Annotated in this window: 19 protein-coding genes; 14 read left to right on the top strand and 5 right to left on the bottom strand. The window is 65.8% G+C overall.

Going from position 1 to position 15,076, the window contains the following annotated elements; all coding sequences use genetic code 11:
* Positions 1 to 21 precede the first annotated feature (21 nt).
* The 14 genes from flgB (at position 22) to STE01S_RS06530 (ending at position 10,882) form a co-directional block, all read left to right on the top strand.
* A complete protein-coding gene (flgB, locus tag STE01S_RS06595) occupies positions 22 to 375 on the top strand; it encodes a flagellar basal body rod protein FlgB (protein WP_062766137.1) in 354 nt (117 codons plus the stop codon).
* Positions 372 to 779 carry a flagellar basal body rod protein FlgC gene (gene flgC, locus STE01S_RS06590; protein WP_003041494.1) on the top strand — a complete coding sequence of 136 codons (408 nt, stop codon included), beginning with the start codon at positions 372 to 374 and terminating at the stop codon, positions 777 to 779. Before flgB ends, flgC begins: the two co-directional genes overlap by 4 nt.
* A 3-nt stretch (positions 780 to 782) precedes the next feature.
* Entirely contained in the window at positions 783 to 1,109 is a 327-nt protein-coding gene (locus STE01S_RS06585) for a flagellar hook assembly protein FlgD (RefSeq protein ID WP_003041492.1), read from the top strand.
* 4 nt (positions 1,110 to 1,113) lie between these two features.
* Complete coding sequence (locus STE01S_RS06580) at positions 1,114 to 1,944, top strand: flagellar hook-basal body complex protein (protein WP_003041489.1); 831 nt, start codon at positions 1,114 to 1,116, stop codon at positions 1,942 to 1,944.
* A gap of 32 nt (positions 1,945 to 1,976) precedes the next feature.
* Positions 1,977 to 2,720 (top strand): flagellar basal-body rod protein FlgF, encoded by a 744-nt coding sequence (flgF, locus tag STE01S_RS06575; protein WP_003041486.1) that lies wholly within the window; start codon positions 1,977 to 1,979, stop codon positions 2,718 to 2,720.
* A 12-nt stretch (positions 2,721 to 2,732) separates the two neighbouring features.
* Positions 2,733 to 3,521 (top strand): flagellar basal-body rod protein FlgG, encoded by a 789-nt coding sequence (gene flgG, locus STE01S_RS06570; protein WP_003041483.1) that lies wholly within the window; start codon positions 2,733 to 2,735, stop codon positions 3,519 to 3,521.
* The gene (locus STE01S_RS06565; RefSeq protein WP_058812240.1) at positions 3,502 to 4,185 is read left to right on the top strand and encodes a flagellar basal body L-ring protein FlgH; all 684 of its coding nucleotides are present in this window, start codon (positions 3,502 to 3,504) and stop codon (positions 4,183 to 4,185) included. Before flgG ends, STE01S_RS06565 begins: the two co-directional genes overlap by 20 nt.
* 23 nt (positions 4,186 to 4,208) lie before the next feature.
* Entirely contained in the window at positions 4,209 to 5,321 is a 1,113-nt protein-coding gene (locus STE01S_RS06560; RefSeq protein WP_003041478.1) for a flagellar basal body P-ring protein FlgI, read from the top strand.
* Positions 5,318 to 5,620, top strand: coding sequence for a rod-binding protein (locus tag STE01S_RS06555; protein WP_082813241.1), 303 nt, complete (start codon positions 5,318 to 5,320; stop codon positions 5,618 to 5,620). The genes STE01S_RS06560 and STE01S_RS06555 overlap by 4 nt, the downstream gene beginning before the upstream one ends.
* Complete coding sequence (gene flgK, locus STE01S_RS06550) at positions 5,617 to 6,945, top strand: flagellar hook-associated protein FlgK (RefSeq protein ID WP_062766134.1); 1,329 nt, start codon at positions 5,617 to 5,619, stop codon at positions 6,943 to 6,945. The genes STE01S_RS06555 and flgK overlap by 4 nt, the downstream gene beginning before the upstream one ends.
* A 39-nt stretch (positions 6,946 to 6,984) precedes the next feature.
* Complete coding sequence (locus STE01S_RS06545; protein ID WP_003041471.1) at positions 6,985 to 7,815, top strand: flagellin; 831 nt, start codon at positions 6,985 to 6,987, stop codon at positions 7,813 to 7,815.
* Positions 7,816 to 7,908: 93 nt separating this feature from the next.
* Entirely contained in the window at positions 7,909 to 8,772 is an 864-nt protein-coding gene (gene motA, locus STE01S_RS06540; protein WP_003041465.1) for a flagellar motor stator protein MotA, read from the top strand.
* Positions 8,772 to 9,632 (top strand): flagellar motor protein MotB, encoded by an 861-nt coding sequence (locus tag STE01S_RS06535; RefSeq protein ID WP_003041462.1) that lies wholly within the window; start codon positions 8,772 to 8,774, stop codon positions 9,630 to 9,632. The genes motA and STE01S_RS06535 overlap by 1 nt, the downstream gene beginning before the upstream one ends.
* 179 nt (positions 9,633 to 9,811) lie before the next feature.
* Positions 9,812 to 10,882, top strand: a complete 1,071-nt coding sequence (locus STE01S_RS06530) for a sigma-54 interaction domain-containing protein (RefSeq protein WP_120694154.1) — start codon at positions 9,812 to 9,814, stop codon at positions 10,880 to 10,882.
* 152 nt (positions 10,883 to 11,034) lie between these two features.
* Here the strand turns inward: STE01S_RS06530 and STE01S_RS06525 are convergent, their stop codons facing one another.
* The 5 genes from STE01S_RS06525 to STE01S_RS06505 are packed head-to-tail and all read right to left on the bottom strand — an operon-like array spanning position 11,035 to position 15,073.
* On the bottom strand, positions 11,035 to 11,424 hold the full coding sequence (locus STE01S_RS06525) for a flagellar export chaperone FliS (RefSeq protein WP_062766132.1): 390 nt from the start codon (positions 11,422 to 11,424) through the stop codon (positions 11,035 to 11,037).
* An 11-nt stretch (positions 11,425 to 11,435) separates the two neighbouring features.
* Positions 11,436 to 12,818, bottom strand: coding sequence for a flagellar filament capping protein FliD (fliD, locus tag STE01S_RS06520; protein ID WP_062766129.1), 1,383 nt, complete (start codon positions 12,816 to 12,818; stop codon positions 11,436 to 11,438).
* Between the two features lie 56 nt (positions 12,819 to 12,874).
* Positions 12,875 to 14,014: a flagellar type III secretion system protein FlhB gene (gene flhB, locus STE01S_RS06515; protein ID WP_062766127.1), complete on the bottom strand. Its 1,140-nt coding sequence runs from the start codon at positions 14,012 to 14,014 to the stop codon at positions 12,875 to 12,877.
* Between the two features lie 2 nt (positions 14,015 to 14,016).
* Entirely contained in the window at positions 14,017 to 14,796 is a 780-nt protein-coding gene (gene fliR, locus STE01S_RS06510; RefSeq protein WP_003041447.1) for a flagellar biosynthetic protein FliR, read from the bottom strand.
* Positions 14,797 to 14,803: 7 nt separating this feature from the next.
* Positions 14,804 to 15,073: a flagellar biosynthetic protein FliQ gene (locus tag STE01S_RS06505; RefSeq protein ID WP_058812234.1), complete on the bottom strand. Its 270-nt coding sequence runs from the start codon at positions 15,071 to 15,073 to the stop codon at positions 14,804 to 14,806.
* Positions 15,074 to 15,076 lie beyond the last annotated feature (3 nt).

Below are 15,076 nucleotides of genomic sequence, written 5' to 3'. Positions count from 1 at the left end.
GGTGGCTTGCGAAGGAAAGTGATGATGGCATCCGAGAAGCTCTTTGGCCTGCATGCGACAGCGCTCCAGCTGCGCAGCCAGCGCATGATGATGCTCGCGTCGAACATCGCCAACGCCGCGACCCCCAATTACAAGGCGCGCGACCTTGATTTTACCAAGGCGCTCGACTTGGCCCAGCAGGGCGCATCGACCGACGGCGCGATCGAAGGCGCCATCGCCTACCGCGTGCCCGTGCAGGCTTCGCTCGACGGCAACACCGTCGAAATGGCGACCGAACAGACCGCCTTTGCCGAAAACGCGCTCGCCTACCGCTCGAGCCTGTCCTTTCTGCAGGGCCGGATCGGCACGCTGACGCGCGCGCTGAAGGGCGAATGACGATGAGCGCGCTCTCGATCTTCGACATCAGCGGCCGCGCCATGTCGGCGCAGCTCGTCCGCCTCAACACAACGGCATCGAACCTTGCCAACGCCGGCACCGTCGCGGGCAGCGAAAAGGAAGCCTTCCGTTCGCTGAAGCCCGTGTTCCGCACCGTCATGGACGGCGCGGGGCGCGCGACCGTCGCGGTCGACCAGGTGACGGTCAGCAAGATGGCCCCGTCGAAACGGCACGACCCGTCGAACCCGCTCGCCGACAAGGACGGCAACGTCTGGGAAGCCGCGGTCGATAGCGCCGCCGAACTGGTCGAGATGGTCGAGACCGCCCGCCAGTATCAGAACAATGTCCAGGTCCTCGAAACCGCAAAGGGCCTGATCAACGAAACGCTGCGGTTGGGACAATAAGCCATGACGACCACCTCTGCCGTTAACGGAAGCAATATCACGGTGGTGCCGAAGAACAGCGGCACCCAGCTCGGCCAGCAGGATTTCCTGCGGCTGATGACCGCCCAGCTGTCGCAGCAGGATCCGTTCAACCCCGTCGACAACCAGCAGATGGTTGCGCAGATGGCGCAATTCTCCAGCCTGGCCGGCGTCACCGAAACCAACACGACGCTGAAGACGATATCGGACCAGCTCACGGCGCAGACCGCGCTGCTTCAGGACATCAAGACCGCCCAGGACGCCGCCGCGGCGGCGGCCGCAGCCACCCAATCGACCACGCAGGAAGGATAAGTCCATGTCATTCTATACTTCGCTTTCGGGCCTCAAGGGTGCCCAGACCGACATGTCGGTCATCTCGAACAATATCGCCAACGCCAGCTCGACGGGCTTCAAGCGCAGCCGCGCCCAGTTCGGCGATCTGTTCGCTTCGTCGCCGACCCAGTCGACGCGCATGGTCGCGGGTCAGGGCCAGCGCCTTAACGGCATCATCCAGCAGTTCACGCAGGGTACGCTCGAGGCGAGCGAAAAGACGCTCGACCTCGCGATCGCGGGCGAAGGCATGTTCGTCGTCAAGGGCGAGCCGCCGCGCGAGCAGGTGACCTACACCCGCAACGGCGCCTTCACCCCGACCGATGACGGCCATATCGTCGACACCACCGGCCAGAAGCTGCAGCTGCTCCCGGTCGATGCGTCGGGCAATGTCACCGACCGCACGCTTGCCGGCATGACCGACTTCGTGCTCCCCGCGGGCGCGCCGTCGGATCCGACCTCCGCGCTGGTCAATGTGTCGGTCGGCCTCGACGGGCTCGTTACCGCGACCTTCGCCAATGGCGAGGGCCAGGTGCTCGGCAAGGTCGCGATGGCGAGCTTCCCCTCGATGGAAGGGCTGCGCCCCGTCGGCGACGCGCATTACCAGTCGACGGGCGAAAGCGGCCAGCCGACGATCGACGCCGCGACCAACGGCCCCATGGGTACGATCCGCTCGGGCGCGCTCGAACGCTCGAACGTCGACATCACTGAAGAGCTGGTGCTGCTGATCGCCGCCCAGCGCAACTTCCAGGCGAACGCGAAGGCGATCGAGGGCGCGTCGACGCTGACGCAGACCCTGATCAACATGCGTTCGTAATCGTCGATTAGCCGTCTGCCGGGAGCCAGAAGATGGACCGTCTCATCTACACCAGCCTCACCGCGATGCGGGGCAGCCAGGCCCGGCAGACGGCGATCGCCAACAATCTTGCCAATGCCCAGACGCCCGGCTTTCGCGGCGACATGGCAGAGGCGCAGTCGCTCTGGCTGCAGGGCAGCGGCGTCAATGCCCGTGCCATGTCGTCGGAGGAAGTGATCGGCGCCGACATGCGCGCCGGTGCGGTGTTCGCCACCGGCCGCGACCTCGACGTCGCGATGACCGGCGACGCGCTGCTCGTCGTGCAGGCCGAAAATGGTGAAGAAGCCTATACGCGCCGCGGCGATCTGCAGGTTTCGGCGAGCGGGTTGCTCACCACCGGCGACGGTCATCCCGTCCAGGGGGCGCAGGGCCCGGTTACCATTCCGCCCGCCGACAAGGTCAGCATCGACAGCGAAGGGCGCATCTGGGTCGTGCCCACCGGCGGCGATCCGCAGAACCCGCAGGAAGTCGACCGGCTGCGCCTGACGACCCCCACGGGATCGGACATCGTCAAGGGGCTCGACAATCTTTTCCGCGTCAAGGGCGGCGGCATCCTGCCCGACGATCCCGAAGCGCGCGTCGTCACGCGGTCGCTCGAGGGATCGAACGTCGCCGCTACCAGCGCTCTCGTCGAGATGATCGAGGCGAGCCGCAGCTGGGATTCGCAACTCAAGCTCATCAGCGACGCGCGCGACATGGACAGCGCGACCGCGAACCTGATGCAGCTCCCCCGTTAAGGAGAATAGACAATGAGCTTCGGTGCCTTGCACGTCGCGCGGACCGGTCTGGATGCCCAAGGCTTCCGGATGCAGGTGATCGCGAACAACCTCGCCAATGTGAACACCACGGGCTTCAAGCGCGACCGCGCCAATTTCGAAACGCTGGGCTATCAGATGATGACCCAGCCGGGTGCGCCCTCGTCGTCGGAAAACCGCTACGCGACCGGCCTCAACCTCGGCACCGGCGTCGAACTGGGTGGCACCGCGCGCATCGATACGCAGGGTTCGCTCAACGCCACGGGCAATGCGCTCGACATGGCGATCGAAGGCGCCGGCTTCTTTCAGGTGCTGCTGCCCGACGGCCGCACCGGATATACCCGCGCCGGCAATTTCACCATGTCGGCCGACGGCACGATCGTCACGCCCGACGGCAAGCCGCTGCAGCCGAATATCCAGGTTCCCGAAGGCGCGACCGGCGTGTCGGTAGGCGCCGACGGCACCGTTTCGGCGACCGTTCCCGGCCAGGCCGAGGCGACCGAGCTCGGCCGCATCGAAATCGCACGCTTCGTCAATCCGTCGGGCCTGCAGGCGATCGGCGACAATATGCTCGTCGAAACCGCCGCTTCGGGCGCACCGCAGGTCGGCGCCGCAGGCGAGGAAGGCCGCGGCATCCTGCGGTCGGGCATGCTCGAAGGATCGAACGTCAATGTCGTCGAGGAACTGGTCGACATGATCGAGACGCAGCGCGCCTACGAAGTCAATTCGAAGATGATCCAGGCCACCGACGAGATGATGAAAAATGCCACGCAAACGCTCTAAGGCCCTGCTCCTCGCATCGGCGCTGCTGCTGCCCTTCGGCATGCTGGCACCGGGCGCCGCGCTGGCGAAGGACAAGGTTGCACCCGACGCCTTTGCCGTCGCGATGCCGGTCGATCCCGCGCCGCCGCCGACGCCCAACGGTGCCATTTTCCAGGGCGGCTATACCCCGCTCACCTCGGGCGGCCGCGCCGGCCGGGTCGGCGACATCGTCACGATCCAGCTCGTCGAACGCACTGCGGCGACCAAGAGCAACAGCGCGACGACGCAGCGCGGCGGCAGCATCGGCCTGACCCCGCCATCGACCGGTCCGCTGTCGCTCTTTTCGCCCAGCGACATCGGCGCGGGCGGCGACCAGCAGTTCAAGGGCAAGGGCGATGCCGCCCAGTCCAACGCGCTGTCGGGCGAGATCAGCGTCACCGTCGCCGAAGTCTATCCCAACGGGATGATGCTGGTGCGCGGCGAAAAGCTGCTGACGCTCAACCGCGGCGACGAGCGCGTCCAGATCTCGGGCCTCGTGCGGCCGATCGACATCGGCCCCGACAACCGAGTCCTGTCGACCCGCGTCGCCAACGCGACGATCCGCTACGTCGGCAAGGGCGAGATCGCCCGCGCCAGCAAGCAGGGCTGGCTGCAGCGTTTCTTCTCGATCATCAGCCCCTTCTGAACGCCTTTTTAAAGGATAGTGCCGTGACCAAGCGTCCCACCCTTCTCGCCCTCTTCCTCCTGCTGATCGCGGGCTTCGGCTTCGCGGCGCCGGCGTCGGCCGAGCGGATCAAGGACATGGGCCAGTTCCAGGGCCTGCGCGCCAACCAGCTTACCGGCTATGGCATCGTCGTGGGCCTCGCCGGAACGGGCGACGACAGCCTCGATTATTCGACGCTGGGAATGAAGGGCGCGATGTCGCGCTTTGGCATGACGCTTCCTGCCGGGGTTAACCCGGCGCTCAAAAATGCGGCTGCGGTGATGGTCACCGCCGAACTTCCGCCCTTTTCCAAGCCTGGCCAGCGGCTCGACATCACCGTGTCGGCGATCGGCAAGGCCAAGAGCCTGCGCGGCGGCACGCTGGTGCTCGCGCCGCTCTATGGCGCGGACGGACAGATTTACGCGATGGCGCAGGGTAACCTCGTCATCGGCGGTCTGGGGGTCGACGCCGCCGACGGTTCCAAGCTGACGGTCAATGTGCCGTCGAGCGGACGGATCGCCGGCGGCGCGACAGTCGAGCGCGCGGTCGATACGGGATTTGCCTATGGCGACCAGCTGACCTTCAACCTCCACCAGTTCGATGCGACTAACGCCCAGCGCGTAACCGATGCGATCAACCGTGCGGTCGGGCCGGGTGCGGCGACGATGCTCGACGGTGCGAGCATCTCGATTCGCGCCGGCGGCAGCGGCGACGATCGCATGCGCCTGATGTCCCGAATCGAGAATCTCGAGGTTATCCGCGCCGAACCGCCCGCCAAAGTCATTGTTAATGCGCGCACCGGAACGGTCGTTATCAACGGCGCGGTCCGGGTCGGCACCGCGGCGGTGACGCAGGGCAAGCTCTCCGTCTCGGTCAAGGAATCGCCCACGGTGGTGCAGCCCGCACCGTTCAGCCGCGGGGAAACGACGGTCGAACAGTCGAGCGAGATCGGCGTCGACCAGGAATATCGTCCGGTGATGATGGTGAAGCCCACCGCATCGCTTTCCGAGCTCGTCGATGCGATCAATCGCATGGGCGTTCCTCCCGGCGACCTTGTCGCCATCCTCGAGGCGCTGAGCCAGGCCGGCGCGCTCACTGCGGAACTGGTGATCATATGACGACACCTCTTTCTTCGATCGGCGCCCCCGCCGCCAGTGCCGCCCCCGCCGGGGCCGGCAGCGGCGACGGCGGATTGCGCAAGGCGGCCGAATCCTTCGAGGCGGTCATCCTGCGTCAGCTCCTCTCGTCGATGCGGCAGGCCAAGCTGGGCGACGACATCTTCGGATCGAGCGCGACCGACAATTTTCGCGAAATGGCCGACGCCAAGACCGCAGACAGCATCGCCGCGATGCGCCAGTTCGGCATCGCCGACATGGTCGAGGCGCAGTTCCGCGCCCGGGTCGGAGGCGCGCAGTGAGCGACCTTCTCAACATCGGCGCCAGCGGCCTACGCGCCTATTCGCGCGCGCTGTCGACGATCGGCGACAATATCGCCAACGCGCAGACGCCCGGCTATGCGCGGCGTACGCTCGAACTGGTCGAGAATCAGGCGGCGAGCAACATGCCGCTCTATCGCAGCTCGATCAAACCGGGCGGCGTGGCGATCCAGGGCGTGACGCGTTCGGTCGACCAGTGGCTCATTCAGGATTCGCGCATTTCGTCGGGCGACGCCGAGCGCTCGGCGACCAAACTCGACTGGATGAACAAGGTCGAGGCCGCAATGAGCGACGATTCGAACGGGATCGCAACCGGGCTGGGCAAGCTGTTCAACACTGCCGATCTGCTCACCGCCGATCCGTCGAACCCGACGCTGCGGGCGCAGTTTCTGCAATCGGTCGACGATGTCGCGTCGGGCTTCCGCACCGCGGCGGGCCAGCTTTCGAGCATGGCCGACGGGATTTCGAGCGCCGCGGCGGGCGAAGTCGATAGCTTCAACACCAATTTGAACGCCCTCGAACAGATCAACATCGGGCTGCGCAAGGCGCGCCCGGGATCGACCAACGAGGCATCGCTGCTCGACGAGCGCGACCGTTTGCTCGACGAGCTTTCGACGCAGGCCGGCGTCACCGCGAGCTTCGACAGCCATGGCGCGGTGACGCTGACCGCAACGGCGACCGGCGATACGCTGGTCGGCGGCGGCGTCGTGACGCCGATTTCGGTCAGCGCTGCGGCCGACGGCCGGCTGTCCTACAGTATCGGCGGATCGCCGTTCACGACCGCGACGGGCTCGCTCGCCGGACTGGCCGAGGCGGCGAACCATGTCGCTGACCAGCGCGCAGGGCTCGACACCATGTCGGCGCAGTTCGCGAACCAGGTCAATGCCGCACACCAGGCGGGCGTCGATGCCAATGGCAATCCGGGCCAGCCGCTGTTCGCTGGCGTCGGCAGCGCTGCGACACTGGCCGCGGCGCCGTTGACGACCGCACAGGTCGCGGCGGCCGATGCGACGAGCAGCAACGGCAATATGCTTGCGATCGGCGGGATGCGCGGGTCGAATGACCCCGAAAGCGCCTGGGCGGCGCATATGGCGACGCAGGCGCAGGCGACCGCATCGGCGCGCGCGCAGGACGCCGCCGCGACGACCCGCCGCGACGCCGCCTCGGCGGCACGCAGCGCGGTCAGCGAAATCGATCTCGACCGCGAGGCGGCCGATCTGCTGCGTTTCCAGCAAGCCTATTCGGCGGCGGCGCGCACGATCCAGGTCGCGCGCGACACGATGCAGGCACTGCTGAACGCGGTGTAGGCGAAGGATTTGGGGCCATGAGCCACAAGGGGCAGAACGATGATTAACGCCACCGGCAACCGTATGACGCGCGAGATCGCGCGCCAGTCAAAGCTCGCCGAACAGATCGAAAAGCTGCAGATCCAGGTCTCGACCGGCAAACGGCTCCAGCGCATGTCCGACGATGTCGTGGCGTCGAAGCGGATCGCGACGATCGGCAAGACCCAAGCGGCGATGGACACCTGGGCGACCAACATCAACACCGGCAAGGCGCTCGCCGCGCAGGCCGACGGTGTTCTGGAATCGACGAGCGATCTGCTCACCCGCGCTCGGGAACTCACGCTCAATGCGGCGAGCGACACCGCGAGTCCGGCCGATCGCGCGACGATCGCCGCGGAATTGAGCGCGATTGCCGACCAGATCGACGGGCTGGCCGCGACGCGCGATGCGAACGGCGAACCGCTTTTCGCAACCGGCAATGCGCGCGCAATGCGGTTCGATTCGGACACGGTATTCGCCCCGGTGCCATCTGCGGCCGACGCCCTGGCCGTCAGCGGGACGAGCTTGTCGACTTTCGTCCGCGATGCCGCGGCCGCGGTGGCGGCAGGCGACAAGACGGCGATGGGCGGGTCGATGACCGCTCTCGACACCGCAATCAACCACACCGCTGACCAGAACGCCGCCATAGGCCTCGCTGCCGGCCGTCTCGAGCGGATCGGCGACAGTCTTGCCGCGCGCGGCGTGACGCTGGCCGACGAACGCTCGTCGGTCGAGGATACCGATCTTTCGGTTGCGATCGCGCAGCTCAACGCTGCCGATCTGACGCTCGGCGCCGCGCAGGCGGCCTTTGCCAAGATCAACCGGCAGAGTTTGTTCGATCTTTTGAGCTGAGCGGCCTCAAGTTTCCGGCGCCGCTGCCGTTAAGCATAAGAGACGTCCCTGTTTAGGCGGACCCCGGGCGGGTCCGGATGGAGTTGAGCGCGCATGTTTCCCGTAATCGGCATCGTCGTACTGATCCTGCTGGTGTTCGGGGGTTTCGCGCTGACGGGCGGCAATCTTGGCCCCGTCATGCACGCGCTGCCGCACGAAATGCTCATCATCGGCGGCGCCGCGGTCGGATCGCTGATCATCGGCAATTCGGGCGCCGACCTGAAGGCGCTCGCCGGCGGGCTGGGCAAGGTGTTCAAGGGGCCGCAGTACAAGAAGCAGGATTATCTCGACGTCATCCTGCTCGTGTCCTCGCTGATGAAGATGATGCGCACCGAAGGACCGGTCGCGGTCGAACCGCATATCGAAGACCCGAAAAGCTCGCCCATCTTCCAGCAATATCCCAGGCTGCTCAAGGACAGCACGCTCGTCCACCTGATCTGCGATACGTTGCGCCTGGTCGTCGTGTCGTCGGGAACGCTCGATCCGCATGCGGTCGAGGACGTGATGGACAATGCGGTGAAGAACCACCACCACCACGCGATGAAGCCGGCCGACGGCCTGCAGAATCTCGCCGACGCGCTGCCCGCGCTCGGCATCGTCGCGGCGGTGCTTGGCGTGGTGAAGACGATGGGCTCGATCGACAAGCCGCCGGAAATTCTGGGCGGGATGATCGGTTCGGCGCTCGTCGGCACCTTCCTCGGCGTGTTGCTCGCCTACGGGCTCGTCGGCCCGTTCGCGACGCGCGCGAAAAGCGTGATCGAAAGCGACGGCGCCATATATCACACGGTGAAGCAGCTCATCATCGCATCGCTCCACGGCCACCCGCAGCCACTCGTCATCGAAGCGGCGCGTTCGGGGGTCGAACATTCGAACCAGCCGAGCTTCGCCGAGGTCTTTGACGGAATGCGGGGCCGCTGATGGCCGCGCGTCCCAACACGCCGCCGCGGCCGATCATCGTCAAAAAGGTGATCGAGGGGGGCCATGGCGGCCATCATGGCGGTGCGTGGAAGGTCGCCTATGCCGACTTCGTGACCGCGATGATGGCCTTCTTCCTGCTCATGTGGCTGCTGGGCGCCACCACCGAAAAGCAGCGCAAGGCGCTTGCCGACTATTTCGCGCCGACGATCGTCCAGACCAAGCAGGAAAGCGCCGGGTCCAACGGCATGTTCGGCGGCGATTCGATCGTTTCGGCCGACAATTATCCGCATCGCGCCGGGCAGACGGGGACGCGGTCGATCACGATCCCGCGCGACGTTGTCGGCGGACCCAAAGAGGCTTCGGGCCGCGAACAGGAAACCAAGAAGTTCCAGCAGGTCGCGAAATCGCTCGCCGAGCGTGTCCAGCGCAAGGGCGATCTGCGCCGCCTCGCGCGCAACCTGCGCTTTACCCAGACCGTCGACGGCATGCGCATCGACGTCGTCGATGATGCCGATTTCTCGATGTTCACGATGGGAACGAGCCAGCTCACGCCCGAAGGCGTGCGGCTGTTCCAGGAAGTGGCCGAGGCGATCGGGGGCGTTCCGAACCAGCTGATGATCCGCGGTCACACCGATGCGGCACCCTGGTCGGCAGGCGCGGGCACCAACAACTGGCGGCTGTCGGTCGACCGGGCGGAGGTGGTGCGCAACTATCTCCAGTTCCGCGGGATCGATTCAAACCGCTTCTCGCGTATCGAAGGGGTCGCCGATCGCGAACCCTATGTCCCGTCGAATCGCTTCGACCCGCGCAACCGGCGCATCTCGATCACGCTCGGCTGGGGCAGCGCGGCCAAATATTAGTGCCAGATTGGCAGTAAGATAAATCCTTAACCGCGCAATTGAGCCGCCATTGCTGCCAAATTGGCAATAACCCTTTGTTTTCAATGGGTTGTAATAGCTTGGATAATCTTTCGTTTACCATTTTCCTCAATCTCTCGGCTCATCGGAAAGGCGCCATGGGGGGCGCCATGGAGACGAAAATGACTGAGGTGGGGCAGAACAAGGGCAATAACGCAGCGCTCGAAGCGCTGATCATCGGCAACAGCCCGGCGGTCAGCCAGCTGCGCGAGATGATCCGCCGGGTGGCGCGGTCGAATGCCTCGGTCATGCTGTGCGGTCCATCGGGATCGGGCAAGGAACTGGTCGCCCGGGCCATCCACGACGAAGGCGTCCGCGCCGGCAAGGCCTTCGCCGCGATCAACTGCGGCGCCATCCCCAGCGAACTTATCGAATCCGAACTTTTCGGCCACGAAAAGGGCTCGTTCACTGGCGCCACGGCGCGCCGTATCGGCCATTTCGAAGTCGCCAGCGGCGGCACGCTCTTCCTCGACGAAATCGGCGACATGCGCTTCGACATGCAGGTCAAGCTGCTCCGCGTGCTCGAGGAACGCACCATCGTCCGCGTCGGCAGCAGCGAGGTCCGCCCGGTCGACGTCCGCGTCATTTCGGCCACGCACCAGGATCTGGGCGCGGCGATCGCCGAAGGCAAATTCCGCGAAGATCTTTTCTTCCGCCTGGGCGTCGTCGTCCTGCAGGTGCCGAGCCTGGCGAGCCGCGTCGAGGATATTCCCGCGCTGATCCGCCATTTCCAGCGCAAGATGCCGGCCGACGCCAAGTGCCGCTATGACGACGCCGCGATCGCGATGCTGATGCAGCACCGCTGGCCGGGCAATGTCCGCGAACTGCGTAATTTCGTCGAGCGCGCCAGCGTCCTGTTCGGCGGCGAAACGCTCGGCTGCGACGATGTCGCGATGCTTTTGAACCCCACCGCAGCGCTGGCACCGCGGCCGATCCTCCCCACGGGTACGGTCGCGGTGCCAGCCGGCGGGCTGGACATCCCGGCGGCCGCCGGCGCGCAGGCGAAAAAGCCCGCGCCGGGTCAGCCGATCGACCTAAAGCGCGAGATCGAGACGATCGAACTCGAACAAATCCACGTCGCGCTCGACCTTGCCGACGGCATCATTTCGGAGGCTGCCCGCCTCCTGTCGCTCAAGCGCACGACGCTGATCGAAAAGATGCGCAAATATGGAGTTCAGCAGCAGGCCGCCTGAAAACTACCCCACCAGTTTCGGCGCCGCTGAATTCGGCACCGGTCGCACCCCACCCCCGTCGTCGCTTGTCCCCACTTATAGCGACGGCGCGGGCCGCGACCGGTGCCGAACCCTTTTTTACCGATCGATAATGAAGAGACGACGCGGGCGCGTCAGCGAAGCTGGCGCCAAGCCTCGGCGATCGTACGGATGCCGTCGAGCACCTCGGCAAAGCCGTCTTCGCGATTGGCGGCGATCGCCTCATCGAGCTTGCGTCGCATGCTGCGATAGACGCGCGACAGCGCCGCGGCGACATCGCCGCCCGCGCTATGATCGAGATTGGCGTCGAGTCCGATCAGGATCGCGCGCGCGCGGTGCGCGGGGTCGGTGGCGGAGACGCGCTGTCCCTGTCGCGCCATCGATCCGAGCACGCCGACCGCCGTCTCCAGCTCGTCATAGAGCATGGCGACGAGCTCGACCGGGTCGGCGCCCTCGGCGCGGCTTTCCTGCTGCAGCCGGCGGTAGGTGCCGGTGGCGCGGACGATCGAGGCGGTGGCAGGCACGGCGAAAACCCTTAGTTATTGCTGTTCTGGTTGTTCCACATCTGGATCTGCTGTTCCAGATAGGCTTGGGTCGCCTTGAAGGCTGCCAGCTTGGCGTCGAGCGTGCTGTATTTTTTCTCCAGCCGCGCGCGATAGGCATCTTCGCGCTCGTTGACCTTGTCGAGCTGGTCGGCAAGATCCTTGCTCTTGGCATCGAGCGTCCTGGTGACGCGATCGATGACGCCGCCTGTCCCCACGGCCTTGTCGCGCAGAGCGTCAAGCACACCGGCGATGCCCGGATCGCTGACGTCGGTATGCGCCCCGTCGCGCGGCGGATTGAACAATGCTTCGACCGCGCCGGCGTCGGTCGTCAGGGCGGTTTCCAGCCGGGTTTGATCGACGGCAAGCAGGCCGTCCTTGTTCGTGTAGATGCCAATGTCGGCGAGCGTCGTGTAGGTGCCGCTGCTGGTCAGCGTTTGCGACATCATGCCGCGCAACTGGCCCTCGAGCTCGCGCAGGCCGCGCGTGTCACCCGACATCGCGGCGGCGTCGGTGATGCTCTTCTTGAGCTGGTTATAGACGTCGACGAAATCCTTCACCGTCTGCCGGATCATGTCGAGCGGGCGACTTGCCCCCACATCCACCTCTTGGCCTGGCGATGCCTTTTTAAGCGTGAGCGACATGCCGGGAATCACGTCGTCGACGATATTGGAACTGCGGCTATAGGCCACGCCGTCGATCGTGAATTGGGCATCGGTCGCCGATTGGCCGAGCGTCATGCCGCCGCCTGCACCATAGCCGAACGCCGCGAGCGCCGGATCGGCGCCCGCGTCGGCAGTCAGCGTGAAGCTGTTCGCCGCTCCCGTCGCGCCCTTGAGCACGATCCGGCTGCCGCCAGTGTCGGACACGATCGAGGCCGATACGCCGCTGCCGCTGGCGTTGATCGCCTTTGCCAGCCCTTCGAGGCTGTTGTTCGTGCTGTCGATCGTGATCACATGGTCGGTGCCGCCGACGCTGAGCGTCATCGTGCCGGTCCCGATCGCCGCCGTCTTGTCGGCGACCACCGCCGAATAGGCGGTCTGCGCCCGGGCGAGCTGGTCGACGACCACCGTTGCCGAGAAGCTGTCGGCGTTGATACCGGCGCGCGTCGTTGCCGAAATCACGCTTTCGTCCGAAACCGTCGGCGTACTGCGCAAGGTGCCGTCGGACACCATTTGCGCCAGCGAATCGGCAAAGCCTTCAAGGTTCGATCGCGCCTGCGAAACGGCGCTGATCCGCGCCTGATTCTGCTGCGCCAGCGTCGAGAGCCGCGTAACCTTGGGCTCGCGCGAGGCAGCCGCAAGATCATCGACAAGCTTGGGAATGTCGATCCCCGACCCGGCGCCGAGCGAACTGGCAATGGAAGTGAGAGCCATGGCAAATATCCTTCGCTCTTCTTAACGGCCGCGCGCGCGCGACATTAAGCGCGAAATCAGCCCTGCCGGCGCCCGTCGGGATCGAATTGGTGCGACACCGGAATCTCGACATCGGGCTGGCTGCGTCCCTCGGCGACCGCGCGTTCGAGCTGGAACACGAAGGCGAGGATCGTGGCGACGGCGACGAACAATTCTTCGGGAATCGTCCGCCCGGCGCGCACGGTGAAATAGATCGCACGGGCGAGTTGCGGATATTCCAGAATCGGAATGTCGGCGCCGCGGGCAAGCTCGCGGATCGCCAGCGCGACATCGCCGCGCCCGCGGGCGACGACCACCGGCGCTGCATCGACGCCGGGACGATAGCGCAGCGCGACCGAGAAATGCGTCGGGTTGGTGAGCACGACCGTCGCGTCGGTCACCGCCTTGCGCGCCGACCCGCTCAATATTTCATGCGCCCGCTGGCGCTGCGCCTGCTTGAGCTCGGGGGCGCCGTCCGACTGGCGCATCTCCTCTTTGACTTCCTGCTTGGTCATCATCAGCCGCCGGTTGCGCTGATACCATTGGGCGGGAACGTCGATCAGCGCGATCACCACCAGCCCGCCCGCCATCGCGAGCATCGAATGGCCGATGGCGCTGCCTGCGAGCCCGATCGCGGCATTGAGATCGGTCGACGCCATGGTCATGATCGCGGGCAGATTGACCGCGATCAGCCAATAGCCGATCGTTCCGAGCAGCAGCACCTTGGCGATCGACTTGACCAGTTCGATCAGCCCCTGCGGCCCGAGGATGCGCTTGAGGCCATTCAGCGGATTGATGCGGTTGCCCTTGAAATTGAGCGCCTTGCCGCGCCAGCCGAGCGAACCGAGCATCGCGGGCGCCGCGATCGCAGCGACGAAGGCGAGCGCGAACAGGCTGCCGAGCGGCAGCAGAATTTCGACTCCGTTGCGCATCACCGCTTCGCCCGGCGCAAAATGCGCGACGTCGTCGGCGCTGAGCGTCAGGCCGCGTTTCATGAGGTCGCCCGCCGACTGGACGAGCCAGCCGCCCGCGGCAAAAAGCCAGCCCGCACCCGCGAGCATCATCAGCGCGGTCGCGAGTTCGCGCGACATCAGCACATCGCCCTCGCGCGCGGCGTCGGCGCGCTTTTTCGGGGTTGGTTGTTCGGTTTTCTGGTCCTTGTCCGACTGTTCGGCCATCGTTAGCCCCCCGCGAGCAGGCGCGCCATGTCGAGCGCATCGGACAGGAAGCGGGCGATCGCCTCGGCCATCGCGGGGGTCGCGATGCCGAGCAGGATGACCCCGGCAAGCAGCGTCGCCGGCAGGCCGACCGCGAACAGGTTCATCGCCGGGGCCGAGCGCCCGATGACGCCCATCACCATCTGGACCATGATCAGCACGAAGCCGACGGGCAGGGCGATGGTCAGCCCCGCCGCGAACATCAGGCTGCCGAAGCGCAAGATGCCTTCGATCGCGCCATAGGAGGGAAAGGCGTTGCCCGGTGGCAGCGCATTATAGCTCTGCACGATGATCTCGATGAGCAGCAGATGACCGTTCGCCGCCAGGAACAGCGCGGTGGCGAGCATCGAGAGGAACTGGCCGACCGCCGAGCTCATCTGCCCGCTCATCGGATCGACCATTGCCGCGAAGCCGAGGCCCATGGCGTTGCTGATCGCCTCGCCCGCGAGCAGCGCCGCGGCGAGCCCCATTTGGAGCACGAAGCCGATCGCGAGCCCGATCACGACCTCGCCCGCGACGAGGAGCAGGCCGGTGAAGGACACGAGCCCTTCGGGCGGCAGATGGAGCCCCGATGCCGCGACCGCCGGAACGCCGACGGCGAGCGCGATGACGAGGCGGAGCTGCACCGGCACGTTCGTCGCCCCGAACACCGGCGCGGCCAGAAAGGCGGCGCCGGGGCGGATCATCCCCAGCATCCAAAGCTGGAGCATCGCCTCGATATTCGGGATATCGGCCGGGTTCATCGCGGCCCTATCGGACCAGATTGGGTATCTGGGCGAACAGGTCGCGGGTGAAATCGGTAAGCAGGACCAGGATACTGCTGCCGAAGATCGCCAGACAGATGGCGGTGATGATGAGCTTTGGTACGAAGCTGAGCGTCTGTTCGTTGATCGAGGTCGCCGCCTGGACCATGCCGAGCAGCACGCCGATGACGAGCACCGGAATCAGGATCGGCGCCGAGGCGAGCGCGAGAATCCACAGCGCCTGCTGTGCGACACCGATGAAATAATCGGCCTCCATCGC

This window comes from Sphingopyxis terrae subsp. terrae NBRC 15098, assembly GCF_001598815.1.
Taxonomy (GTDB): Bacteria; Pseudomonadota; Alphaproteobacteria; order Sphingomonadales; family Sphingomonadaceae; genus Sphingopyxis; species Sphingopyxis terrae.
This window is presented reverse-complemented; position numbering and strand designations above follow the sequence as displayed.